Origin of the sequence: Enterobacter sp. DTU_2021_1002640_1_SI_PRY_ASU_LCPMC_013, from assembly GCF_032389435.1 — a bacterium.
GTDB classification, from domain to species: domain Bacteria; phylum Pseudomonadota; class Gammaproteobacteria; order Enterobacterales; family Enterobacteriaceae; genus Enterobacter; species Enterobacter hormaechei_C.
On record NZ_CP135594.1, the window covers coordinates 3,674,363 to 3,699,549 of the forward strand.

25 protein-coding genes, 1 other RNA gene and 3 pseudogenes are annotated in these 25,187 nt (G+C 49.6%); 14 read left to right on the forward strand and 15 right to left on the reverse strand.

Features of this window, described 5'->3' with window-relative positions:
• Positions 1 to 88: 88 nt before the first annotated feature.
• A complete protein-coding gene (bamE, locus tag RS584_RS17515; protein ID WP_003863121.1) occupies positions 89 to 427 on the forward strand; it encodes an outer membrane protein assembly factor BamE in 339 nt (112 codons plus the stop codon).
• 108 nt (positions 428 to 535) lie between these two features.
• Here the strand turns inward: bamE and RS584_RS17520 are convergent, their stop codons facing one another.
• Positions 536 to 823 (reverse strand): RnfH family protein, encoded by a 288-nt coding sequence (locus RS584_RS17520; protein ID WP_017383006.1) that lies wholly within the window; start codon positions 821 to 823, stop codon positions 536 to 538.
• On the reverse strand, positions 813 to 1,250 hold the full coding sequence (locus tag RS584_RS17525) for a type II toxin-antitoxin system RatA family toxin (RefSeq protein WP_003863117.1): 438 nt from the start codon (positions 1,248 to 1,250) through the stop codon (positions 813 to 815). Before RS584_RS17525 ends, RS584_RS17520 begins: the two co-directional genes overlap by 11 nt.
• Positions 1,251 to 1,406: 156 nt before the next feature.
• Here RS584_RS17525 and smpB point away from each other — a divergent pair, with 156 nt between their 5' ends.
• From smpB to RS584_RS17540, 3 genes are all read left to right on the forward strand, one after another.
• The gene (gene smpB, locus RS584_RS17530; RefSeq protein ID WP_003863115.1) at positions 1,407 to 1,889 is read left to right on the forward strand and encodes an SsrA-binding protein SmpB; all 483 of its coding nucleotides are present in this window, start codon (positions 1,407 to 1,409) and stop codon (positions 1,887 to 1,889) included.
• 89 nt (positions 1,890 to 1,978) lie between these two features.
• Positions 1,979 to 2,342, forward strand: a transfer-messenger RNA (tmRNA) gene (ssrA, locus tag RS584_RS17535).
• Between the two features lie 184 nt (positions 2,343 to 2,526).
• Entirely contained in the window at positions 2,527 to 3,717 is a 1,191-nt protein-coding gene (locus RS584_RS17540; RefSeq protein ID WP_315748387.1) for an integrase domain-containing protein, read from the forward strand.
• 39 nt (positions 3,718 to 3,756) lie between these two features.
• Here RS584_RS17540 and RS584_RS17545 read toward each other — a convergent pair whose 3' ends face one another.
• The 4 genes and pseudogenes from RS584_RS17545 to RS584_RS17560 all read right to left on the reverse strand — a co-directional run.
• The gene (locus RS584_RS17545; RefSeq protein WP_086626570.1) at positions 3,757 to 5,742 is read right to left on the reverse strand and encodes an ATP-binding protein; all 1,986 of its coding nucleotides are present in this window, start codon (positions 5,740 to 5,742) and stop codon (positions 3,757 to 3,759) included.
• Between the two features lie 455 nt (positions 5,743 to 6,197).
• Positions 6,198 to 6,760, reverse strand: a pseudogene (locus RS584_RS17550) (phage polarity suppression protein).
• 28 nt (positions 6,761 to 6,788) lie between these two features.
• A complete protein-coding gene (locus RS584_RS17555) occupies positions 6,789 to 7,007 on the reverse strand; it encodes an ogr/Delta-like zinc finger family protein (protein ID WP_032634242.1) in 219 nt (72 codons plus the stop codon).
• Positions 7,008 to 7,010: 3 nt separating this feature from the next.
• Positions 7,011 to 7,267 (reverse strand): annotated as a pseudogene (locus tag RS584_RS17560) (capsid protein); the annotation flags it as partial.
• Positions 7,268 to 7,299: 32 nt separating this feature from the next.
• Here RS584_RS17560 and RS584_RS17565 point away from each other — a divergent pair.
• The 10 genes and pseudogenes from RS584_RS17565 to RS584_RS17610 form a co-directional block, all read left to right on the forward strand.
• Positions 7,300 to 7,491: pseudogene (locus RS584_RS17565) on the forward strand (primase-like DNA-binding domain-containing protein); the annotation flags it as partial.
• 126 nt (positions 7,492 to 7,617) lie between these two features.
• Positions 7,618 to 8,463: an RNase A-like domain-containing protein gene (locus tag RS584_RS17570; protein WP_315748388.1), complete on the forward strand. Its 846-nt coding sequence runs from the start codon at positions 7,618 to 7,620 to the stop codon at positions 8,461 to 8,463.
• A 12-nt stretch (positions 8,464 to 8,475) separates the two neighbouring features.
• On the forward strand, positions 8,476 to 8,775 hold the full coding sequence (locus tag RS584_RS17575) for a contact-dependent growth inhibition system immunity protein (protein WP_033487527.1): 300 nt from the start codon (positions 8,476 to 8,478) through the stop codon (positions 8,773 to 8,775).
• A gap of 348 nt (positions 8,776 to 9,123) precedes the next feature.
• Complete coding sequence (gene rbsK / locus RS584_RS17580; protein WP_032649197.1) at positions 9,124 to 10,362, forward strand: ribokinase; 1,239 nt, start codon at positions 9,124 to 9,126, stop codon at positions 10,360 to 10,362.
• Between the two features lie 121 nt (positions 10,363 to 10,483).
• Positions 10,484 to 11,407: an ABC transporter permease gene (locus RS584_RS17585; RefSeq protein ID WP_223230137.1), complete on the forward strand. Its 924-nt coding sequence runs from the start codon at positions 10,484 to 10,486 to the stop codon at positions 11,405 to 11,407.
• Positions 11,407 to 12,306 (forward strand): carbohydrate ABC transporter permease, encoded by a 900-nt coding sequence (locus RS584_RS17590; protein ID WP_017692842.1) that lies wholly within the window; start codon positions 11,407 to 11,409, stop codon positions 12,304 to 12,306. Before RS584_RS17585 ends, RS584_RS17590 begins: the two co-directional genes overlap by 1 nt.
• 14 nt (positions 12,307 to 12,320) lie before the next feature.
• Entirely contained in the window at positions 12,321 to 12,452 is a 132-nt protein-coding gene (locus RS584_RS17595; protein ID WP_315748389.1) for a hypothetical protein, read from the forward strand.
• Positions 12,453 to 12,530: 78 nt separating this feature from the next.
• Positions 12,531 to 13,721 carry an extracellular solute-binding protein gene (locus tag RS584_RS17600; protein ID WP_410493094.1) on the forward strand — a complete coding sequence of 397 codons (1,191 nt, stop codon included), beginning with the start codon at positions 12,531 to 12,533 and terminating at the stop codon, positions 13,719 to 13,721.
• Entirely contained in the window at positions 13,718 to 14,929 is a 1,212-nt protein-coding gene (locus RS584_RS17605) for an ADP-ribosylglycohydrolase family protein (RefSeq protein ID WP_033487530.1), read from the forward strand. The genes RS584_RS17600 and RS584_RS17605 overlap by 4 nt, the downstream gene beginning before the upstream one ends.
• 1 nt (position 14,930) lies before the next feature.
• Complete coding sequence (locus tag RS584_RS17610; RefSeq protein WP_015571586.1) at positions 14,931 to 15,986, forward strand: ABC transporter ATP-binding protein; 1,056 nt, start codon at positions 14,931 to 14,933, stop codon at positions 15,984 to 15,986.
• A gap of 65 nt (positions 15,987 to 16,051) precedes the next feature.
• On the opposite strand, the gene RS584_RS17615 is transcribed toward RS584_RS17610, so the two are convergent.
• The 9 genes from RS584_RS17615 to flgL all read right to left on the reverse strand — a co-directional run bounded on the left by RS584_RS17615 (position 16,052) and on the right by flgL (position 25,177).
• Positions 16,052 to 16,555, reverse strand: coding sequence for a chemotaxis protein CheW (locus tag RS584_RS17615; RefSeq protein ID WP_015571587.1), 504 nt, complete (start codon positions 16,553 to 16,555; stop codon positions 16,052 to 16,054).
• Positions 16,552 to 18,540, reverse strand: coding sequence for a chemotaxis protein CheA (gene cheA / locus RS584_RS17620; RefSeq protein WP_032649208.1), 1,989 nt, complete (start codon positions 18,538 to 18,540; stop codon positions 16,552 to 16,554). The genes RS584_RS17615 and cheA overlap by 4 nt, the downstream gene beginning before the upstream one ends.
• On the reverse strand, positions 18,527 to 19,432 hold the full coding sequence (gene motB, locus RS584_RS17625) for a flagellar motor protein MotB (RefSeq protein ID WP_017692838.1): 906 nt from the start codon (positions 19,430 to 19,432) through the stop codon (positions 18,527 to 18,529). The genes cheA and motB overlap by 14 nt, the downstream gene beginning before the upstream one ends.
• Positions 19,429 to 20,325 (reverse strand): flagellar motor stator protein MotA, encoded by an 897-nt coding sequence (motA, locus tag RS584_RS17630; RefSeq protein WP_017692837.1) that lies wholly within the window; start codon positions 20,323 to 20,325, stop codon positions 19,429 to 19,431. Before motA ends, motB begins: the two co-directional genes overlap by 4 nt.
• An 85-nt stretch (positions 20,326 to 20,410) precedes the next feature.
• Positions 20,411 to 20,983: a flagellar transcriptional regulator FlhC gene (gene flhC, locus RS584_RS17635; protein ID WP_015571589.1), complete on the reverse strand. Its 573-nt coding sequence runs from the start codon at positions 20,981 to 20,983 to the stop codon at positions 20,411 to 20,413.
• 1 nt (position 20,984) lies between these two features.
• Positions 20,985 to 21,335: a flagellar transcriptional regulator FlhD gene (gene flhD / locus RS584_RS17640; protein ID WP_023295279.1), complete on the reverse strand. Its 351-nt coding sequence runs from the start codon at positions 21,333 to 21,335 to the stop codon at positions 20,985 to 20,987.
• Positions 21,336 to 21,691: 356 nt separating this feature from the next.
• Positions 21,692 to 22,420 carry an RNA polymerase sigma factor FliA gene (fliA, locus tag RS584_RS17645; RefSeq protein ID WP_045333292.1) on the reverse strand — a complete coding sequence of 243 codons (729 nt, stop codon included), beginning with the start codon at positions 22,418 to 22,420 and terminating at the stop codon, positions 21,692 to 21,694.
• A 169-nt stretch (positions 22,421 to 22,589) separates the two neighbouring features.
• Positions 22,590 to 24,218, reverse strand: coding sequence for a methyl-accepting chemotaxis protein (locus RS584_RS17650; RefSeq protein ID WP_315748390.1), 1,629 nt, complete (start codon positions 24,216 to 24,218; stop codon positions 22,590 to 22,592).
• A 65-nt stretch (positions 24,219 to 24,283) separates the two neighbouring features.
• Positions 24,284 to 25,177, reverse strand: coding sequence for a flagellar hook-associated protein FlgL (gene flgL / locus RS584_RS17655; protein WP_017692833.1), 894 nt, complete (start codon positions 25,175 to 25,177; stop codon positions 24,284 to 24,286).
• Positions 25,178 to 25,187 lie beyond the last annotated feature (10 nt).

Genomic DNA, 25,187 nt, shown 5'->3' on the forward strand with positions numbered 1-25,187 from the left:
CGGTTTCAAAGTGGGGCAAGGTCTATTATCATCGGCATATTACATATGAGCCGCGTACTGCTCGGGCCCGAAAAGGAATCAAATCACTATGCGCTGTAAAACGCTGACCGCTGCCGCAGCGGTTCTTCTGATGTTGACCGCAGGCTGTTCCACTCTGGAGAAAGTGGTTTACCGTCCTGACATCAACCAGGGGAACTACCTTACCCCTAACGATGTGTCCAAAATCCGCGTGGGTATGACACAACAGCAGGTCGCTTATGCCCTGGGAACCCCGATGATGTCCGATCCGTTCGGCACAAACACCTGGTTCTATGTATTCCGCCAGCAGCCTGGTCATGAAGATGTGACCCAGCAAACCCTGACGCTGACCTTCAGCAGTGCCGGCGTGCTGACCAACATCGACAACAAGCCTGCCCTGACCAAATAATCAGGCGTCAGCAACGCAAAAAGGTGCTCAATGAGCACCTTTTTTGTATCTGAATTCTTACGCAGAATCGTAGCCCCGGTAAGCGAAGCGCCACCGGGGGAGAAAGCGCTACTTACCCGATTTCTCCGCTCGCTGACGGCGCAGCTCTTTCGGGTCAGCAATCAGCGGGCGATAAATCTCAACCCGATCGCCATCCTTCAGCGCATCAGCGAGCTTTACCGGACGGCTATAAATGCCGACTTTATTCTTCGCCAGGTCAATATCACGGCGAAGTTCAAGGATGCCGGAGGCCCGGATAGCCGCCTCAACGGTGGCGCCCTCTTCAAGCATTACGCGCTGCAAATACTGCTTCTCCGGCAGCGCATACACCACCTCAACAGCAATCTTATGCGACACTGTAAACCTCTTTGGCGCGGGTGGTGAACGCCTGAACCATATTCGAGGCCAGCTCTTTAAAGATACGGCCAAACGCCAGTTCGATCAGCTTATTGGTAAATTCAAAATCCAGATGAAACTCAATGCGGCAGGCGTCAGCGCTCAGCGGCGTAAACTTCCACCCCCCCATCAGTTTTTTAAACGGACCATCCACCAGATGCATCAAAATACTCTGATTGCTCGTCAGGGTATTGCGCGTGGTGAACGTTTTGCTGATCCCCGCTTTGGAGACATCCACGGCCGCAGTCATCTGCGTCGGGCCGGATTCCAGCACCCGGCTACCGGTGCATCCCGGAATAAATTCCGGATAGGACTGAACGTCGTTCACTAACTGATACATTTGTTCCGCGCTGTAGGGAACAAGCGCGGTACGGCTAATCTGAGGCATAGCATTTTCCATGGTCACACAACAGACAAATAATAACATTTATCACCTGTTAAAAAAACGCTAAGCCTTATCTCGTGCTAAGATAGCGCGTTAGACCTCACAGGACGCAATGAGGTGACTTTTTAAAATCAGATTACCGACGGCTTTACGACACTTATGACGAAGAAAAAAGCACATAAACCTGGTTCGGCGACCATTGCGCTTAACAAGCGTGCTCGCCACGAGTATTTCATCGAAGAAGAATTCGAGGCCGGCCTTGCGTTGCAGGGCTGGGAAGTAAAATCGCTGCGTGCCGGGAAAGCCAATATCGGCGACAGCTACGTGATCCTGAAAGACGGTGAGGCCTTCCTGTTCGGCGCGAACTTTACGCCGCTGACCGTCGCCTCTTCACATTACGTCTGCGATCCTACCCGCACCCGTAAGCTGCTGCTGAACAAGCGCGAACTGGAATCCCTCTACGGACGCATCAACCGCGAAGGCTTCACCGTGGTGGCGCTCTCTTTGTACTGGAAAAATGCCTGGTGCAAAGTGAAAATCGGCGTGGCGAAAGGTAAGAAACAGCACGACAAACGTACTGACCTGAAAGCACGCGAGTGGCAGCTCGACAAAGCACGTATCATGAAAAACGCAGGACGTTGATTCTGCGCACTTATTGTACTATTCAATAAGTTAGCGTTTCGGGCTGGTGTCGAGGAAGTAAAATCTGGTATACTGAGTTCAACACTATTGGGGCTGATTCTGGATTCGACGGGATTTGCGAAACCCAAGGTGCATGCCGAGGGGCGGTTTGCCTCGTTAAAAGCCGCAAAAAAATAGTCGCAAACGACGAAAACTACGCTTTAGCAGCTTAATAACCTGCTAAGAGCCCTCTCTCCCTAGCTTCCGCTCTTAAGACGGGGATCAAAGAGAGGTCAAACCCAAAAGAGATCGCGTGGAAACCCTGCCTGGGGTTGAAGCGTTAAAACTAATCAGGCTAGTTCGTCAGTGGCGTGTTTGTCCGCAGCTGGCGTGCGAATGTAAAGACAAACTAAGCATGTAGTACCGAGGATGTAGAAATTTCGGACGCGGGTTCAACTCCCGCCAGCTCCACCAAATAATGATCCGGATACGTCCGGTGAAGTACAGAAAGCCCGCATGGCACAAGCCCTTCGGGCTTTTTTGTGTCTGTCGTTGTCCGAGAACATCCGGCTAAATCCGGTGATTATTGGTATACGTTTAGGTATACGGTAGGATGTATACCTAAAAGCGTATACCAATTCATGAAGGAGCGGCCACAGTGGCACGGACAACACGCCCCCTGACCAACACCGAAGTTCTACGCGCTAAAGCGTTAGAGAAGGATCTAACGCTGCATGATGGCGATGGGCTTTTCCTGATAGTGAAAACCAGCGGGAAAAAGCTCTGGCGTTTCCGTTATCAACGCCCGGCAACAAAGCAGCGAACAATGATGGGGCTCGGTGCCTTCCCTGCACTTTCACTTGCTGATGCCCGAGGGTTAAGAGCTGATTACCTTGCCTTATTAGCCAACGGAATCGACCCGCAAATTCAAGCTGAAGTTGCAGAGGAACAGCAGCAGATCGCACTGGACAGTATTTTTTCAACGGTCGCCGCTAACTGGTTCCATCTTAAAAGCAAAAGCGTTACCCCTGATTACGCAAAAGACATTTGGCGCTCACTGGAGAAAGATATATTCCCTGCCATCGGAGAAATCCCCGTTCAGCAAATTAAAGCCCGGACACTGGTTGAAGCTCTTGAGCCAATCAAAGCTCGTGGGGCGCTTGAGACTGTACGCCGACTGGTGCAACGCATTAACGAGATAATGATTTATGCCGTAAACACGGGTCTGATTGATGCGAACCCAGCATCAGGAGTTGGGATGGCCTTTGAGAAGCCCAAAAAGCAAAATATGCTGACGCTGCGGCCAGAGGAATTGCCAAAGCTGATGCGTTCTCTAGTCATGTCGAATCTATCTGTTTCGACTCGCTGTCTAATTGAGTGGCAGCTCCTGACCCTTGTGCGTCCTTCTGAGGCTTCCGGAGCTCGGTGGGAAGAGATCGATCTTGATGCGAAGCTTTGGACGATTCCAGCCGAACGGATGAAGGCTAAACGAGAGCACATCGTACCTTTGTCTCCTCAAGCATTAGAAATTTTAGAAGTGATGAAGCCAATCAGTGCCCATCGAGAACATGTTTTTCCTAGCAGAAAAGACCCTAAGCTGCCAATGAATAGCCAGACTGCTAATGCTGCGCTGAAGAGAATTGGTTATGGTGGAAAGCTTGTTGCACATGGTTTACGTTCTATAGCCAGTACTGCCATGAATGAAGCAGGATTCAATGCTGATGTTATTGAGGCAGCACTAGCTCATAGTGATAAAGATGAAGTACGAAGAGCTTATAATCGCTCTATATATCTTCCGCAAAGAATAGAATTAATGAATTGGTGGGGTAATAAAGCATCCAGTCTTTAAGAAACTCGCCAGAATAAACTGGCGAGCCTTTCAATTATGTTAATCTATATACACATCCTGTGATTCATTTTCAAATACAACGCCCTCAGTGTACTCAGCATACTTTTGCTTTAAGAACTGTAGTCCATCTTCACGGTCATACGATATATTAAGCTGATTTTGTAGAAAACCTAATCTATGTTTGTTCTCTTGAATAAGTTGAGACCAAGTTTTTATCCAAATAGTCATTTCTTCAGCTTGATATATTGCACCTTCAGGAAGGTTTTTTTGTTTTAATTCTCTGAGAGCATAAGTTGTGAGCTCATTCGATATAACCCAGAAGTTCCACTTTGTTTTTAAACCATTAAATCTTGCGTCTTCAGCAACTGCATACGCATAGGATTTGACCTGTTCTATTTCTGATTGACCTATATTTACTTTAGGTGCCTTTAACTCGATAATAATATGCTCACGCTCATCCGGGTAATTTTTGCCTATACTTCTAGTAAGCATTAAATCAACAATACCTACACTACCATCTATCCTTGTTACTTTCTCATCAACTGGAATATCAATCCCTTGCTTTTCTAAATGTACTCTTAATACTTCAGTTAGTGACTTATCATTGACACTCAATGTAAAAGACTCACCAAAAAACCATGTATTATCCGCCATTATTTTATGAAGCTGACTTCTCTCTTTGAATACTTTTCTTGTATTCGGATGAAATAATACATTCTCAAGCCCAGATATGAACTTCAATCTATCAGTAATTATTTTGGAAACACTAATAACAGCTGACAATGAGGCATCCCTTAAGATCTCAGCCAATTCAGTTTGTTTTTCCTTAGGAAGCGAGAGAACCTCCTCCAATATAGTTCTCAAGTCATCAGGGCAACTCCCAACAATATGCTTGAGTAATTTAAACTGAAATTTCTTAAGTTTAAGATCGCCATTATCAAATTGTGGTATGTATTTTATAACATTGATGGCCATAATATCGAATACTTTTCTTTCAGCATCCTCAACAATATTTTCGGCCTTACCAACATACGGATAAACACCTTCATTTTTCCATTTATCAATTAACTCCCTTGACTTTTCATGATCTCTTTTCCGGAAGTGTTCCTTTATCAAACCTTCGACTTTATTTAATACAGGACTTAAAGAAGGCTCTAAATCCATGAGCGACAAAGTACCCTCATGGGAAAGTTTGGTCAAATGTGTAGACTTCAAATAAACAGAATAAGAATATGTACCAGTCCCTCTAATTTTCTTCTCATAACTTATTAAGGGAAAACCTTCTTTGTCGCATAAAAAAATCTCATTTTCTTTAGCTGACTTCCATTCAATAACTTGTAACTCATATGAATGTAATTCATCACAATAAACCACATCATCTAATTTATAGCTTGTATCAAATAAAATCTGTGCTGTTGGATCGATTTGTTCTCGATTTACAAATACTTTTACGGATGGGTATTTACTAAGATATAAAGCAAGTGTAGTGGAAAGAAACTCAGATAGTTTTTGAGGTGTCAAAGAGGTGAAGTTTTTCACCAATTCCAATATAGAAACAACTGTTCCTGATTTAACTTCACTTGATACTACCTTATCAGAAACTGAAATCTTTTTCTTATTATCAGCTATTCCTTTTATTTTATATTCATAATATACATCATCAAGTAAATAAGTAGTATCCCACTCAATATATCGACCTATTGAGAATGCCTTAAAACGTCCTTGCCCTTCTTTTCCGTGTAAAAAACGAGATTTTCTTTCTGATAAAACCTTGTCTTTTTTCCATGACCCGCCCAGTGAACTAAATAATTTTTCTGCATTCTCATAGGGAATACCATTACCATCATCCCTGATAAATATATGCGAGAGTCCTAATTCAGACTCTGTCAAATCAATATATACATTTTCAGCATCAGCATCTAAGGCATTCCATACCAACTCAGCGATTGCTTGTAATGCAGAAGATTTAGAAACCTTATCTAAATAATCTATCTGTACTTCTACATTAAATGATTTCTCTGCCATGTTAATCCCTTATTTTTTGTTAATGTTTTTAGCAGTTAAAAAATTAAATCAGCATAATAATTTCATCAGTACTTTAGATCACGTCAAATAATTAAGCCAGTATTTTTAGATAGCCATTCACAAAGCATAGTTTTTGACGATTGTTAGTCTGGAATTGATTCTTATTAGCTATAAACAATTGTTTTATCACTATTGAATTAGTGAGTTAAAAAGATATCACAACGTAGTTGTAAAATTAAAAGTATCTTTAACTTAGCGCGCAATGCTCTCCCCGCCACGCCTGCCCGCTTAAGGGGGCGCTTTTAATGCAGGTGCATGACCGACCTCAGGGCGCGCCAGTGCTGGCGCTGGCGGGGGGTTGAGTGTCGGTAAAACGCATGCAAAACCATGCACCTTATGCATGCATGGCTTTTATACGTAAAAATGGCGAGATTTTCGGTTTTTTTTTTACCGGGCTACTGCACGGCCAGTTCTGCACGGCGGCGGGTGTAATTCAGGTTCTGTGCGGGTGTGAATTTTTCACGATTATCATCGCGTGAAGCCGCGTCAGCCCTGAATCCGATGGCCGTTAAAATGTCATTATCCTGAACCGAATAATTGATTTTTTCACCGGCGGACAGCCAGAGCTGTAGCGCCTCGCGCAGATAATCGAGTGAGTGCTGCATAGCGCAGCGCTGAACGGCGGAATGTTGCCCGGAATAATTCATCAGTTCAGGGGCAAGGGCGGCGGCCAGCTCCGCGCCGTGCGCCTGCATAAAATCATTTAATCGGTCGCGGATGCTGATGCGCTGCGCCTCCTCATGCGAGCGGATGTAGCGACTGGCAGCCTGATTAATTTACCATTTTTTCACGTCAATAATTTCCCGCAGCGTTTGCAGGCTCCGGCCGCTGTGGCCGCCGCCGGCAAGCTGTTCGCGGTATGCCTGTTCGGCCTGCGTCAGTTCATCCCTGCGTTGCAGCCAGGTGGATTTATTTGCCTGACAGGCCTCAAAGGCTTCTGTAGCGTCAGTGTGGTCACGTATGTTTCTCCTGATGACTGGCCGTGCTTACGCACCGGCACGGTTAACGGTGGCCGCCGGTGCGGGTGCAGGGATGACCGGCTCTGTTGCCGGTGAACGAATAACACCGTCGATGGATTCAAGCGTGCGGAACGTGGCCGAGCACTCTATGTTCATGCACTGGTGATAGCGCTGTTTGACGTTATCGGACAGATACCGACTGGTGCGGGAATGCGCGCTGGTTTTGCAGAACGGACAGTGAAACACTGCTTACTCCTCCGCTTTTGTCTCGCCATTTTCAGCCAGCTTTCTGGCAAGCATCATCCTCTTCGCAGGGCTGCGTAACAGCTCCGTATCAACGTCAGTAATCTGCGGCCGGTGCATACCCGTCACGGAAAATACCGGCTCCTGATTCATATCGAAGCTGCCCTGACGACTTAGCGCATCGGCAGCTCGTCGATGGCCGCGGACTGCGGTGCGCTCTCCCCCTTCATTTCGAGAGCGCGAATGCGCAACAGGAAAGCGCGATCGAAAACACCGGAATCATCGGAATACGCATATGAAGGCTAACGGATACAGAAAGGTGCTCAGCCTGAAAATGTTCGGGCAGGGGCTGCCCATGATGCTGAAAGAGTACGGCCTGAATCATGAGAAGCGGAACATAAAGCAGGAGATACAGACCAACCCGTCACTGAAAGAAGAAAGCTACGACGACTGGCTGCCGACATGCGACGAGCCCGCAGCGACATAACCAACCTCAGACCAGCAACAGCCGTCTTTTTATCTCAGCTGAATATGATGAGTTCAAATAAATAAGAAAAGCCAGTAATTTACTCTTATCAACCGAAGAAAGTTTTGGCTATTATCGAGTCAGGATATGGAGGGATGGGATACTGTTATGGAAGAAGGTGGAATGGTCGTTGTTATGTCACCGGTACAGCTGGCGGCGGTGCTTTCAGATAAAAGCATTACAGAGGCGGAAACGCTGAGTAACCGACTGTTGGGGGGACTTGGCGTTTTACTCGGAGCGGTAGAAATGGCCGGTGCCACGGCACTATGTATCGCGCCAGAACCAACAGGACTAACGAAAGCGGGATGTGTGGTTGTTGGTGCACATAGTCTTGACGCTGTTCAAAGCGCAGCCAGACAGCTAATAACCGGTCGTGATACGCGCTCAGCCACCTGGCAAATTGCTGTAAGCGCGGCAAGAGAACTTGGTGCCGATGAAGACACCGCCCTCAATATCGGCATAACAGTTGATATAGCCGTTCCGCTTGGATTTGCAGCTGCTATTGGTGCCGTCCGTGTAGCTGCAATTAAAGCTGGTCGCATCAAATTGATCAAGCATGAATCAGTTACGGGTCTTAAACCCGGTGGCCATACACTCGCAAATCATGTCGGAAAAACTGACAGTGAGTTACTTGCCCGATTCGAGAAAAATAAGCGACTTGTTATGTCTTCAACGTTTAAAGACTTAAATGTTGCTGAAAATGTTATTTCGAGGGCGGTCTATCTTAACCGGGCAAATATCAAATCGTTACTCGGAGGTGGTAAAATTGGTGGACGCCTTACCATCAATTATCCTGCCGGTCAGGAGGTTGGGTATGGATTCACGCGAGGCAGCACACAGCGCATCAGCATGCGTGGAGTGAGGATTGTTATCGAATTGCAAGAATATAACGGAAAACCTTACTATATCCTTACAGCATTCCCGACCCCATAGGACAGGTGGATTATGCAAAGTTTCTATCATCTTGATCAGCTGATTCAGGGTTATTTCAATCAGGATCATGACCTCATAAATGAGGGAGAGGATACTATTGAAGGCACTGTTGAACTCTATAAAAAAACAGCTCCCGACTGGATGTTAAAAGAGTTAGCCGAAGAGGTCGATTCTTTCCTTGTGCTTTACGGAGACAGGCTGGATGAGGAGTTCAAAAGCCGGTATGGATTTGATTTTTCACCTGAGTTGTGGGATTCAACCCCATTCAATTTCCTGACGACTGTGCGCAAACTTGCCCTTTCTTCGAAGTAGCTACAGGCAGACAAACCCGCAGCGACTTAACCGACCTCAGACCGGCAACAGCCGGTCTTTTTCTTTCTAAACATAGCTAAGGGTGAACAGAGTGAACAGTTAAATGCGAAAAACCTTTTTCTTGATGTGATCCATTCAAAAAACAGGTTTCTTCACCGGTCCCGGCCTGACAGCACCACACTGTAAAAGTACGTTTTCTCCCCCCTTCCCATAAAGCACGTAACCCATTGATATAAAACCTTTAATACCTCATATATTTCCGTTTCCTTTTGTTTTGTCGAACGATCTGTGAACAACACCAAAACATTAACAACAAGGAAACAATAATATAACCACAGAGGTGACCTTATGCTCAATAAAGAACGGCATTATGCAATTTTGACCTGGCTTAACAGGTACGAACGGGCGACGGTGAATCAGCTTGCGAAAGTATTTAACGTCACCAGGGAAACGATTCGCAGCGACCTGAACTTATTAGCGCAGGAAGGCGGCATTGAGCGATGCCACGGTGGGGCAATTATCAAACGCCGTATTTTTCATACCCAATCAGTCAATAATTTAGATAGCAATATCATTCATTTTTTTGACTCCGCGCAGTCAAGAAAAACGATCAAATCCCGACATAAAGGGCGAAAGATGAAAGGTAAAGTCTGTATTCTGGGTTCATTCAACGTTGATATTATTGCTAATGTCGATCGTTTCCCGCAAAGCGGAGAATCTATTTTCTCCGAAAATACCATTATTGGACCCGGCGGCAAAGGCGCCAATCAGGCGCTGGCCGTAAGCAAATGCAATGTTAAAACCCATTTTGTCGGTAAGGTGGGTAACGATCAGTTTAGTCAGATGGCCTTTGAACATCTTTCATCTTCTGCTATCGACAGCTTCACGCTTTATCAGGATAAAGATCAGAAAACCGGCACCGCGCTTATTTATGTTTGTCAAAGTGATGGTGAAAATATGATTGCCATCAGCCCTGGGGCCAATCGGTCCATTACAGCCGATGAAGTTGAAGCGATTACCCCTGAAGTGAAAAACGCAGATATTTTTTTAACCCAGCTGGAAAATAATCTACCCGCTACCTTTCGGGCCATTGAAATTGCCCGCCGTAACGGGATTAAGGTGGTTTTGAACCCTGCCCCCTGGTCATCTGATGTGGTTAGCTGCCTGAAGAACGTGGACTTTCTGACCCCAAACGAGACTGAGGCCTCATTGCTGTCCGGCATTCATATCGTGGACCTTGCCAGCGCGAAGGAAGCCGCCAGAGCCATTAAAGCGAAAGGGGTAGGTCACGTCATCATCACCATGGGAGCGAAAGGCGCGCTTATTTATGACGGTGAGCAATTTATTCATATCCCGGCGCTGAAAGCCGTATGTGTGGATACCACCGGTGCTGGCGATGCCTTCAACGGCGCATTCGCCGCCGCGATGGCGAAAGGGGAATCCATTATTCAGGCAGCAAAATTTGCCTGTGCTTTCGCCTCTTTGGCCGTCGAAAAAGAAGGCGCATCAAATATGCCTGAATATAAAGATGTCCTGACCCGCCTCGCGCAATATAACGATAAAAACATTCTCACCGAGAAAATTTAACGCACGCATATTTCTGCAAACACAGATTATATTCACGACAACCATTTCAGTAATGGGAGTATGTCCGATGAAAGCCCTGACAGAATCTAAACCCGGCGGCGCGATACCGCAGGTAAATAACATGCCTCACCAGCAAACACTATCCCGCATGGCACGTTGCCGCCAGACGTTACGCCGGTGGTGGCCGTTCTACGTGATGGCCCTGCCTGGAGTTATCTATTTTTTTATCTGGCACTATTTACCCATTTGGGAAACCAAAATTGCGTTTGAGCAGTACCGTATTATCCCGCCGAATATCTGGGTCGGGATGCAGTATTTTGCCACGCTGATGTCATCCCCTGTTTTCTGGCAGGTGATACAGAACACCGTGATTATCGGCGCAATGAAGCTGATTTTTATTTTTCCGGTTCCCATTATCGTGGCGCTCTTGCTCAATGAAGTGCGCTCATCCGGTTACCGTAAATTTGTCCAGTCGGTGATTTATCTGCCGCATTATCTTTCCTGGGTGGTGATCGCCAGTATCGCGATTGCCACGCTCTCGCCGGTTGATGGCGCGGTTAACGACATCATTAAATCGATGGGCTACGATCCGATCCCCTTTATGACCGACAGCGGCTCTATCCGCTGGGTACTGGTGTTCACTGAAATGTGGCGCAGCGCGGGCTGGGACTCATTACTTTACATCGCGGCGATCCTCGCCATCGATCCACAGCTGTATGAAGCGGCGGAAATGGATGGTGCCGGGCGCTGGCGCAAAATCTGGCACATCACCCTGCCCGCTATCACCCCGACTATCGCCACACTGTTTATCCTCAACGTCGGGCTGTTCCTGAGCCAGGGTTTTGATCAGGTCTTCAACATGACCAACGACGTGGTGAACGGTCAGATAGACATCATCGACACCTACGTCTACCGCATGGGCCTGCGCACCGGGGAGTTCTCGCTGGCGACCGCCGCAGGGTTATTCAAAGGCGTGATCGGCATGGTCCTTATCGTGCTGGCACATAACGTTTCAAAACGCCTGACGGGTAAAGGAGTCTGGTAATGCGCATCTCATCACGAAGCACCCCTTTTGAGCGCATCGAATACGTGCTCATTCTCTCGGTACTGATGCTGCTGGTTGTCGTGACGCTACAACCGATCCTCAACCTGGTGGCGATATCCTTCTCCAGCCCGGCAAACGTGCCCGGCATGAGCGGCCTGGAAATTATTCCGCAGGGCTTTTCTCTGGACGTCTGGAAGCTGCTGCTGACCAACGAAGCCGTGCTGCGCGGGTTTGGCAATGCAATGCTGATTACCGTGGTGGGCACCATCATCAACGTAGTTTTCACCGTGCTGCTGGCCTGGGCGCTGGCGCAAAAACGCCTGCCGGGACGCCGCTGGCTGTTTATGTTTGTCCTGTTCACCATCGTCTTTGAGCCGGGCATCATCCCCGATTTTCTGGTGATGAAAAAGCTGGGGCTACTGAACAGCTACTGGTCCGTCATCCTGTATCGCGCCGTCTTCGCCTGGTACCTGATTATTCTGGTTCGCCTGTTCGAAGAGATCCCGGAGGAGCTGCTGGAAGCCGCGGAACTCGATGGCGCGAACCCGTTCCAGACGCTGTGGTACGTCATTATGCCGGTCGCCAAATCGTCCATTGCCATGATCACGTTATTTTACATGGTGCTGCACTGGAACGAGTTTTTCCGCGCCATGGTGTACCTCAACGACCCGGACAAATGGCCGTTGCAGGTGGTGCTGCGTCAGTTTGTCGTCGAGGGCGATAAGCTGGCGATGGTAGGCGTCGAAAGCATGTCGAACTACACCGATGCCAGCCAGATCAGCATTAAGGCGCTGAAAGCCGGGATGATCACCTTAACCATCGCCCCGCTGATTGCCATCTACCCGATTATTTTGCGCTTCTTCACCAAAGGGACCATGTCCGGCGCGGTGAAGGGTTAACAGGAGCGATGACGATGAAATTATTCACAGCAATCGCCTGCGGCCTGCTGTTATGCCAGGCCGTCTGGGCCGAGCCGGTCACTATCCGGATTGTGGAAAAAGATCTGCTGACCACCAACCGCGAAGATGTCGCGCATATTCAGTGAATCGAGCAGGCGCTGGCACGCCAGGGACACGATATCCACATTGAGATCGTCAACCTGTCGTCTTCCGGCTACTCCGACGTGCTGAACGTGATGCTGCTCTCCGCCACCATCCCTGACCTGATCTATTTCAACGGAAGCGACCAGAAGATGGTTGAACAGGGCATTCTTGAAGACTGGCGTCCGTGGATTGCGCAAACCCGCTATCTGAAAGAGGCGCTGTGGCCGCACAACCGGCTTCGCCTGCAAAACCATCCGACCCTGCTGTATGTCTTTCCCCTGCGCGCGCGCCAGCCGGTGATCCGTGAGGACTGGTTACAGAAGAGCGGATTCAGCGCATCACCCAAAACGCTGGCGGAGTACGTCACGCTGTTCAATGCGATCCACGCCGGCGACTACAACGGCGACGGTAAGACGGATAGCTGGGGGATCACCTCCGAGAAAGACCTGCGCGATCTCGACGGTTTTATGAACCCGGCGTTTGGCATTCACGCCACCTGGCTCAAGGACGACCAGGGCAAGCTGATCAACGCCCAGATAAGCCCGCAGGAGCGGAGCAAGCTGGAGTTCTACCATTCTCTGTATCAGAAAGGACTGCTCTCCTCCCAGTACATCACCACCAATTGGGAGCTAAAAGAAGATGAGTTTTATACCGGCAAGGTTGGCGTGGTATCCGTCTCATCGCCAGGCAACGTCGGCGTGTACCAGGAAAAGATGCGTCAGATCCATCCTGACGCCACCCTCACCCTGCTCGACCCACCCGAAGGCCCGGCAGGTAAAGGGCTGGCGGCGACAGATGTTTCCATGGAAACGCGCGGCTTTGCCATGTCCTCGCTCTCGAAACATAAAAAGGAAGTGATGATCCTGCTCGATTTTCTGGCAAGCCCGGAAGGGCAAATGATGGAGCAGATGGGCTTCGAGAACACGCACTACGTTCGTAAGGGCAACACGATAAACGTGACGCCAAAAATTAATGCCTGGTATCCGCGGTTTATCCAGGCCGCCAACTGGAAGCCGCCGGTGGAGTGGCGGACGCCCGCGATGCTGCGCTATATCGACAATTCACAACGTTATTTTACGGCGGATAACGCCTTTATCTTCCCGGCGTCGTTTGCCGCCGCCATCGACTCAACCAGCAGTATTTATAACCAGTGGGCGTACCAGTTTGTCTCTGGCAAAGCGTCATTTGATCAGTGGGATCAGTATGTCAGCGCCTGGAAAGCCGCAGGTGGAAACGCCATGACCGAATATGCAGAGGAAAAATTAAAATGACCGTTACTCAAGCCGCTGATTTATCGTTCACGTCCCGCATTCTGGGCATGCTGTATGGCGTGGCGTTCGGTGATGCCTTAGGCGGACCGGTTGAGAAACTCTCCGCCCGGCAAATCGCGGAGAAATATGGCCGCGTCACCTCCATCCACCAGCGCTGGCACCGGATGGACGAGCCGTCCGCACGGCGCAACAACCGCGTACGCGGCAACGGTATCATCACCGACGATACGCTGATGACACTCTGCCTGATGGAAGTTTACAGCGAGCTGGGCCGTCACGTTGATGCGTGGGATATGGGGGAGTCTTTTGTGCGGAAGATTGCCTGGGAACCGCGCTGGGTGCCGGAACTGGATCGGGAAGCGCTGGTTATTGAGCGCCTGTTTTATCCGGAAAAATGGATCTTCCATCGTCTGCAACTGGCCGCCTGCGATCCGCGCCAGGGCGGCGTGGGCAATATGGTGAACTGCGGCGCAGCCATGTATGCCGCCCCCATCGGAGCTATTAATGCCTGCAACCCTGAGGCAGCTTACCAGGAAGCCATTAATTTCACCCAGGGGCATCAGCAGAGCTATGGGCTGGAGGCCGCCGGGGTCTTCGCCGCCTGCGTTGCAGCGGCATTTATTCCTGGCATCACCATTGAGGCTATCACCAACATCGCATTGAAACTGGCTAAAGACGGCACCCGCCAGGCCATCGCGGCAACGCTTGAGGTCGCGCATCGCTACCGTGGAACCGCATGGGATTATCAACAGGTCGTTGACGCCCTGCACGATGCGCTTTTGCCCTTCTCACCGATGGGAGATGACCTGATGCACGGCCCGGAAAAAGCGGGCGTCCCGACCATGGCCTACCAGCCCTCGCGCCTGATGTCGATTGAGGAACTGCCAATGGCGCTGGCCTTCTGCCTGCTGCGCGAAGGCGAGTTTCGCGGGGCGGTGGAAGACGCCATCAATTCAGGCCGTGATACCGACTCTATCGGGGTGATGAGCGGCGCGATTTTAGGCGCGCTGCACGGGGAAGCCATTGTCGAACCTGAGGTGCTGGCGGGTATTGATAGCGCCAACCGCCTGGATCTGCGTACGGCCGCGCTGCGCTTCAGCGAATCAGCACAAAGCATTATCCAGCAGGATCTCGCTGCGGCGGCGCTTTACCGCCAGCACGTCATGCCATTATTGCAGCCAGGCCACACCGCCGGGCGAGGAGAGTAACATGAGCCAAATCGTTTTAAATAATCTCGGCAAATCCTACGGCAACGTCAGCATCATTAAAGGGATCTCGCTGAGCATTCACGAAGGCGAATTTATTGTACTGGTCGGCCCGTCCGGGTGTGGGAAATCCACCCTGCTGCGCATGATTGCGGGTCTGGAAGACATCACCTCCGGCGAACTGCTGATGCACGGCGAGGTGGTCAACACTCTGCCCGCCAAAAAACGCGATATCGCCATGGTGTTCCAGAGCTATGCGCTCTATCCACACATGAAGGTGCGGGACAACATGAGTTTTGCCCTGAAGCTTGCCAGCGTCTCAAAAGCGGAACGGATGGCGCGCGTGGAAGAGGCAGCGGAAATCCTCGGCCTGACGCATCTGCTCGATCGCCTCCCGCGGGATCTTTCCGGCGGCCAGCGTCAGCGCGTGGCGATGGGACGCGCGCTGGTGCGTGACCCGAAGGCCTTTTTGTTTGATGAACCGCTCTCCAACCTGGACGCCAAACTGCGCCATAAAATGCGCGGCGAAATTCGTAAGATCCACCAGCGGATGGGGCGCACCACCATCTACGTGACGCACGATCAGACGGAAGCGATGACCATGGCGGACAGGATTGTTGTGCTGAATGCCGGACATATTGAGCAGGTCGGCACCCCGGAAGAGCTGTACCGTAACCCGGATAACCTGTTTGTCGCGGGCTTTATCGGCACGCCGGAAATTAACACCCTTAAAGGCGTGATTCAGCACGGCGAGATTGTGCTCAACAACGGCTACCGCTTCCCCTGCCCCCTCCGCTCACATATTGAAGGGATGGAGATCATCTGCGCCACCCGACCGCACTATATCCGGCTCGGCGAGTCAGGGATGCCTGCGGAAATCGTGCTGATAGAAATGACCGGGGAAGGACAGGAGATCCGGGTGCGTATCAACGATCAGGAGCTGATCGTAGTGTCCCATGAAAAGCTGGATATTAACGTGGGTCAGAAGGTCTTCCTCACCGTAGACGCGGAAAAAATGTTCTTGTTTGATGCCCAGACCGGTAAGCGCCTGCGGTCATAGAATGCTTAATCAATCCCTCCTGCAATCGCAGGGGGATTTTATAATGGCGGTGGGTATATATCAGGCTAGGCCAGGCTAGTTTCCAGCATCGAATCCACCATATCCATCTCTTCACGGCTGAGCAGCATTTCGATATTGACCAGGATGATCATTCTGTTTTCCATCACGCCAAGCCCAAGAAGATAGCGGCTTGATAGCATGGACGCGAAGTCCGGCGTCGGTTTAATCTGATCCATGTCCATCGACAGCACGTCAACCACACCGTCTACCACGATTCCTACAACGCGATTATTGAGGTTAAGGATGATCACCACCGTACTGTCATCCTGCTGAACGTCAGGGAGACTGAAGCGCACGCGAAGGTCAACTATTGGCACTATCACACCGCGCAGGTTGGTCACGCCGGTGATAAAACCTGGCGCGTTCGGGATACGAGTAACGCTATCGCATCCACGTATCTCTTGTACCTTCAGAATGTCGATCCCATATTCTTCGTTACCGAGACGAAAAACCAGATACTCCTGCGCAATGGCGTCCGCGCCCGCAGGCTTTGTCGTTGTTTGGGTCATGCTGTTACTCCTTGCTTGCCGAACGTCGGCCTGACATGGTTTTCCTTTTGTCCGTTCATCGTCGACAGTTCAACCACGTCGAGGATTAGCGCAACGCTGCCATCACCGAGAATGGTCGCGGCTGAAACGCCCGGTACTTTGCGATAGTTCTGTTCGAGGTTTTTTACCACAACCTGTTGCTGACCAATGAGCTGATCGACCCACAGGGCGTAGCGGCATCCAGCGCTTTGGACGATCACCACAATGCCATCTTCAGGTGCGGTCTCGCCGGGCACCGATAGGCGCTGACGCAGCATCACCAGCGGAAGATATTCGCCACGAATTTGCAGCAGGCGTTCCTCCCCGACGAAGCGGCAGAGCATATCCTCGCCGGGCCTCAGCGATTCCATTACCGCGCCGAGCGGCAGAACATAGATCTCCTGTCCAACTTTCACCAGCATGCCATCAAGGATTGCCAGCGTCAGCGGCAGAATAATGCGTATCGTCGTGCCTTCTCCCGGCTTTGAAAGGACTTCGACATGGCCGCCCATGGCCATAATGTTACGACGGACCACGTCCATACCCACGCCGCGCCCGGAAACATCCGTCACGCTTTCTGCGGTGGAAAATCCCGCGGCGAAAATCAGCATCCATACGTCCTCATCGCTGAGGGTGTCGCTGATATTCATTCCCTGGGAGCGGGCTTTCGCGAGGATTTTCTCCCGGTTCAGTCCGGCACCATCATCAGTCACCTCAATGATGATATTGCCGCCATGATGTTCCGCCGAGAGGATAAGATTGCCCACTACCGACTTCCCCTTACGGGCACGTTCTTCTTTCTGCTCAATGCCGTGATCGAGACTGTTACGCACCAGATGAGTCAGTGGGTCGATAATGCGTTCGATCAGGCTCTTATCCAGCTCGGCCGAGCCGCCACGAAGAGTTAGCTCTACCTCTTTGTTCAGGCGTGAACCCAGATCGTGCACCAGCCGCGGGAAGCGGCTAAAAACATAATCCATTGGCATCATTCGAATTGACATGACTGATGACTGAAGCTCGCGTGTATTACGCTCCATTTGCGCCACGCAGCTGGAGAGCATATCGTAGCTTGCTGGATCAAGTTTTTTGGAAAGCTGAGATAGCATCGCCTGGGTGATGATGAGCTCACCCACCTGGTTAATGATCTGATCGACTTTACTGACCGCCACACGGATGCTGCCCGATTCCTGACTATTACTACGGGCTGGCACCGGCGCGGCAGGTCGTGAAGGCGGTTCTGAATGGTCCGCGACTACAGAAGCTTTGTCCGTAACAGGAGAAGTCACTTCAACCGACGCTGGTTGAACGACATGCTCGATAAGTATTTGCGACTCTTCAAGCACAAAACACAGCACCGCGGAGATATCGTCGGCAGAGGCGCTCGTGCGCAGCTGAACCACCATGCCATCATCAGCCTTCTCCGTAGCGACAATCTCTCCCATGTGGGATAACTCTTCCTGAAGCATTGCCCGCTCGCTTTCAGGAATTTTCTTCAACGTCACGCAGAGTAAAGGCTCACCATCAGCTGCCCCCTGCTGCGTCGCGGCTTTGTCTTGCAACTCGACTGCCGTCTGGGCATGTTTGTCTTCCAGAGCAATCTTGCGCAGGGCTTCACAAATATAGCGATAACTCGCTTCATCAGGTTCCTGCGAAGACTGATAGGCTTCCAGTTGCGCTTGCATAATGTCTTTACATTCCAGAAATAGATTAACGGTCGTTCGGTTAAGCGAGCGTTCTCCGGCTCGCACCTGGTCAAACAGGTTCTCAAGTAAATGCGTGGTCTCTTGCAGGGCATTAAAGCCAAAAGTCCCTGCCCCGCCTTTCAAAGAATGCGCTGCGCGAAAAATGGCATTTACCTGTTCAGGATTCGGCGATGCGGCATCAATCTCCAGCAAATGCTTCTCCATCTCGGCCAGCAGTTCTTCCGCTTCGGTAAAAAAGATCTCGGTGAAATCATTCATGTCCATCGCTATACCCCCTTACCTCCTGCTGCGTAGTGTTGTTCAGGACGTTTTCTGGGCGATGCATGCGCGTGTCTTCCAGACGGATATCCTGTTCTTTGGTTTTACTTAATACCAAAATGCTAATACGGCGATTCGCCGGACTTGAGGGATCACTGTTTTCTAAAGGCATACGGCTTCCCGTGCCGATCACGCGAAGAAAACGCTCATCGTCAAGACCTGCTTTAACCAGCACGCGGCGCGCGGCGTTGGCGCGTCCGGAAGAAAGTTCCCAGTTACTGTATCCGGAGGTGCCGCCCGCATAGGGAAGCGAGTCGGTATGGCCGGTGAGACTGATTTTATTGGGCAACTCCTGCAACAGCGGCACAAGCGCCTGCAAAATGCCGTTCATATAGGATTCCGGCAGCTCGCTGCCTACTCTAAACATCGGGCGATCCTGGCTGTCGGTGATCTGAATGAGCAGCCCGTCGTTGGTAAGACGCAGCATAATGTTGGATTTAAAGTTATTGAGCCGGGGATCGGTTTCGATCATCTGCTGCAATTTATCTCTGGCCTGTTTCAGGCTCTCCATCCAGCGCTGCCGCTCGCTCTGTACCCGCTTATGATTCGCCACTTCTCCGTCCTGCTTCATCAGATCGTCACCGCCGCCGGGGATGATGCTGTCGCTCAGGCTGGTTTTGTCGCCATTGGCCATAGATGGCTTAAGCGGCATGCGGAAGTAATCGGCGATCATCTCCCGCTGCACCGTGCTGGACTGAGAAATCAGCCACATTACCAGGAAGAACGCCATCATCGCGGTCATAAAATCGGCGTAGGCGATTTTCCACGTACCACCGTGATGAGCATGCTTTTTCTTCTTTCGCTTACGCGAAATGATTATCGGGGAATCGTTTTTCATGCCGTGGCATCCGCAGACTTAGACTTGAGGCTGGCGCTGGATTTCACTTCCCGCACATGCTCTTCAAGCTCCTCAAAGGAAGGCCGTTCGCTGGTAAAAATGGTTTTTCGGCCAAACTCCACGGCAATTTGTGGCGCATAGCCGTTTAGACTGGAGAGCAGCGTGACTTTTATACACTGAAGGATTTTGACCTGATCGGAACTCATCTGACGCAGCAGGGTTGCGAGCGGTAATACAAACCCGTAGGCAATCAAAATTCCGAGGAACGTGCCCACCAGCGCGTGGCCAATCAGCATTCCGAGCTCAGCTGCGGGTCGGTCCGCGGCACCGAGCGCGTTCACTACCCCCATGACGGCAGCCACAATACCAAAGGCCGGAAAGGCATCGCCGACGGTATTCAGACTGTGGGCCGGAACCTCAAGCTCCTCTTCGCAGGTTTCAATTTCCTCATCCATTAACGCTTCGATTTCATGCGAGTTCATACTTCCGCCAATCATCAGGCGGAAGTAATCGAGGATAAAGTTGCTTAACATCGGATCGCTCATCAGACGAGGATAAGCGCTGAAAATTTCGCTGCCCGCCGGATCTTCAATGTCTTTCTCAAGTGACATGAGTCCCTGAACACGACTTTTTGACAACAGCAAAAACATAAGCGCCATCAGGTCCATATAAACCGTTTTGTTGTAGCGTTTCCCCACGAACAGCTTCACGATAGCTTTACCCGTCGCCTTAAGGGATTTCATGTTATTACCAACAATAAAAGCGCCGACCCCGGCACCGCCGATAATTAACAATTCCAAAGGCTGGAACAGCGCGAGCAGATTACCACCAGACAGTACGAACCCACCAAATACGGTAGCAATAACAACAAGATAGCCAAAGATAACTAACACACTCTCTCCTTTTTACTCGCTGACCGATGTCGAGTGCCGTGGCATCGAATAAAACGCCATCCTGTGCATTGCCATCGAACATCCGTCAGGCTGTCATAATTTCCGGCGTGGCATAATTGCCTGCGATTCCGCTGAGGTTGACCTGCGATTTCTTAAATGCCCGCGAAGGAGGGCTACACAAACTACAGGTGAACGGGTTTTTGATGAATTCCGTCGTGACCACAAAACCACCGGAACAAACGCTACAGGCCTTACGGGAAATAATACCGCAGTCGATAAAGCGTAATAATGTCCAGGCACGCGTTAGCCCCAGGACAGGTTTATCGTCGCAGCAAGAACCACACTGCTCCAGATAAAGACGGTAGGTTTTCATCAATATTTCAATAGGACGCCCGCCCCCAGTTTTCTGAAGATAAAGGTAAATGTTATAGAACATGGAAGAGTGAATATTCTGCTCCCATGACATGAACCAGTCTTCAGAAAAAGGGAGCATCCCTTTTGGAGGCGGACAGCCGCGTAACTCTTTATACAAGCGCAGTAAACGCCGACGACTTAAAGAAGTTTCAGATTCCAGAACCTGCATTCTTGCCCCAAGGTTAATTAACCCCATGGCAATATTTACCTCTTCAATTTCTTGCAATAAACTTTTCTCGCACATTTTATGCCTCTCCCGTCACAGCAGCATCGGACTCGCTTAATGAATTAAGTAAGTTTGTCGATAAAATGATGCCGGTATGAATTTGCTGAAGAGCTTCAATACGCGAATCTTTCGTCAAATTTTCGATGACCACTTCGTCATCGACGCGTAAACGACAAATCAACTGATTGGTCGCAGCCAGTTTCATCAACTGTGGTAAAGACAACTCTTTTAAATTATCAATCGTGCCTTCGGATAAGCCGAGACGAAAACTGGCAGCAAACTTGTCCTGTCTGATCAGCTGCTGTGCCAGTAATAAATAAGAAAGATTAATATCGTGAATGTTTTGCAGATACTCGTCAAAATTGGACACAAAAAGCTCCCACTGTTTTTCAACCACAAACAAGGCTAAATAGTTAAGGCAAAATGTTTACCCGGTCGATGCAGAGAGTCTTTTGGCATTGATAATCGCTGAATTCAGTCAAGCTGATTCAATAAATTATCGAAAAGCTTTTCAATGCCAAAGGATGGCTACATCACAAATCTGACGAAATCATATTCATTAAGAATTTTCCTAGCAAGCTTTAAGAAAACAACGCGCACCAAAAAATTATCATAACTAAATGATTTACTTATAAAAACACGCATTGTTAAACATTCTTAATTATCACGCAACGTAATTAACTTTACTTAGGAAATATTGTTAATCTTGTTAATGTTATCGCTATGTTATTCTTTCCTTAACCGATCCATTCTGCTTCGTAAACGTTTTATCGCTAAACTGTGCAACTGGCTAACGCGCGTTTCTGTAACGCCCAAAATTAATCCAATCTCTTTCATGTTTAGATCCTGCTGATAATAAAACTGCAATATCTGCTGTTCACGCCTGGGGATCATTCGGATATGCTCAGCAATGTTGGCTATCAAATTTTCCTGAATGGCCTCATTTAACGGATTAAGCTGTGCATTTTCGCCGTCATTACTCTCCCAACTGTCAGAATAGTTTTCCTGAAGCTCATCAATAGAGTACATCTGGCTGCTATTATTATCAGCCAGCATTTGCTGAAATTCCTTTAGCGAAACGCCCATCCGTTCAGCAATATCAGCTTCGGTCGCTTCTCCCCCCTTTTCCTGTTCGATCTGCTGAATAAGTGACACAATTTCCCGCGAATGCGATCGCACGCGCCGTGGAACCCAATCACTTTCCCGAAGCTCATCCATTAATGCCCATTTCACACGCTGTGAGATCCAGGCATTAAGGGCCACCCCTTTTTTAGGGTCAAAGCTATCAATGGCACTCAAAAAACCCATGGAGCCCGCCTGAATGAGATCGTCTAATTCGACATTGGCAGGCAGTCTCTTATGCAAACGCAGCGCTTCTTGCCTGACGATAAAATGGTATTTTGACCACAATGCCGTTTTATTCTCCAGCCCTTCAGCTGTGTATATACCGTCCACGCATTTCTTCCACCTAATCTTCACATTCTCAATTATCAGTTGAAACCACATAATCAAAAAGTGCGATAAGCTTTTATAAAAATGCGCATTCTGTTAATTTAATCATCGCGCTGCCTGACAGGAATAATTGGCGGCACTATTGACGCCAATTATTCTCTTTCCGCAGATGTCAGAACGTTTCCCACTGCGCATTATCATTTTCAACGTGACGCAACGTCATTTTTTCCGACGCGGGCGTATGACGTTTTTCAACTTTTTCATCTCGCAGGGTAAACTGGGCAACAAGCTGCTCAAGCTCGTCCGACTGAGATTCCAGTTTGCCTGCCGCCATGGCCGCTTCTTCCACCATCGCCGCGTTCTGCTGAGTCACCAGATCCATCTCGTTCACGGCCTGCGAAATCTGATTGATACCCGCACTTTGCTCGTCAGAGGCCGAACTGATTTCGCCCATAATCTGCGTCACCTCAGCAACCGAAGTCACGATGTCCTGCATGACGCCGCTCGCCTGGCTTACCTGGCGCGAACCTGTATCAATATTGTTAACGCTGGTATTAATCAGCTGATTAATCTCTTTCGCTGCATCGGCGCTGCGCTTGGCGAGGTTACGCACTTCTTCCGCAACTACCGCAAAGCCACGCCCCTGCTCTCCCGCTCGAGCGGCTTCAACCGCTGCGTTCAAGGCCAGAATGTTGGTCTGATTGGCGATACTGTCGATGACGCCGTTAATATCAGCAATCTGACGGGAGCTTTCGGTAATCTGCGCCATGATAGCTTCCAGGTTTACCATCACCTCACCGCCATTTTGGGCATTCATGCTTGCCCCTTCTGCCAGACTGCGCGCCGCATGTGCGTTATCCGCATTCTGGCGTACGGTGGTTTTAATTTGCTCCATGCTGGCAGCCGTCTCCTGAAGGGCCGCAGCCTGTTCTTCGGTACGGGAGGAAAGGTCGCTGTTGCCCTGAGCAATCTCCTGGGCGTTAGAATGGATATTCACTACCCCTTCACGGATACCGGTAATGGTGTTGGTCAGGGAGACACGCATCTTCTCAAGCTCCCTGAGCATTTTGCCAATTTCGTTATCAGCGCCAGTCTCTATGGCATGACTCAGATCGCCTGCCGCTACGCGCTGAAGCATCTCAACGGTAGTTTCCATCCGGCGCACCAGCGCAATACGCAACCAGTAACGAACGGCTAACAATACGCAAATCGCGATAGCCATCATCACCACGCTTACCCAAATCATCATCTTGTAGCTGCTTTCAGCTACTGATACATATTCGTACCCCCGGTCAGATGAGATTTCTGAATACTTCTCAATTTTTTGACGCAGCTCGGTACGCAGTTCCATATCACCGTTCATCGAGCCCGGGTATCCTTCCGGTCGCTCAAGATAGCCGAGCTTGGTTTGGACGGTGTTATAAACCAGGTCAAATTTGGCGCGAAGCTCCTCAGCAGCCCTTGTCTCTGCCAGGCTGTTGAATTTCACCTGCGCGAAAGCATCCATCTCCTTGCGCGCCTCTTTCAGCAGGTTGTGGGTATGTTTGATCATCTCTGGCGACAGCGGTTTATGCAGCGACGTCTGAAGCATCATCCCGTTCGTATTCGCCACCACCGAGTTAATGTTATATGCGGCGTTAGTCATGTAGGCGTTGCTGTCATTAACGTCCACAACGCGTTTAAAATTTTTATTAATCGTCACCGAGTTATAAACGGAAAAAGCCGTAACGCCAAACAGCATGCAAGAGATCATGCCGATAATCAGGCTGATTACGGTATAGATTTTAAGTTTATTTAACATAGGTCCTCATAAGCCGCACATAAATATGCGGCTAAAACTTTCAGAAATAAGATGGAAAGATAATGTTATTTATTAAATAAATTCATTTTTTGCATTGACTGAAATACCATCATGGATGCGTTCAGTGCAAATTCTGACATTTTAGAATCCATAATGAGCGAGGTCATCGTGCTATAGTCAGCGCCAATGGCCGTCTGAACCTTGGTTATGGTGTCGTTGATCATGACGTCGCCACTCATATCAAGCGCGTCCAGTTGCTGAAGGTTGGTCCCCAGTTCCGCCTGCGCCTTACCCAGACGATCGATGCCGCCGGAAACCGCTTCGCTGGCGGCGCTCAACGCAGCATTCAGCGCATCACGGTCGATGGGATCGCGAGAAAGTTCTTCTACCGCTTTATCAAGAACAGAGAATATATCCCCGAAAACATCGCTGCCCAGGTGGCCCGTCTGCATATCCGTACCATCGGCAACGGTTTGTCGACGAGCGGTATCACCGCCGACATAGTTACCCGCATCGTCAAACGGCGCCGTATCGCTTTTAAATCCGCCAAAAATATAGCGCCCGCTCCCGTCGCGATTATTCGCGAGATCCATCAGATTGCCGCGAATACCTTTAATCTCTGCACCCAGCGCCCGACGATCTTCATCAGAGTAGCTTTCCGTTTTCGCCGCTACGATTTTTTCGGTGAGGGTGGTGGTCAGCAAATTGCCCACACCGTTCAGGATATTATCTTCATGCTCAAGTGAACTCCGCACCGTTGAACGTACGTTGCTGTAAAGCTCAAGCTTCGCCAGTGCGTCCTGATAATTTACCGCATCGGTAGCGGACTTTGGATCATCCGAGGCTCGCAGCAACGATTTTCCAGCAGAGAGTTGAAGATAAATATTATTATTATCACTCACGCGCTTTGACATGCTCTCGGCGCTCTGTTTAAACATATACAGCGTACTTAATCGCATCGGATAGCTC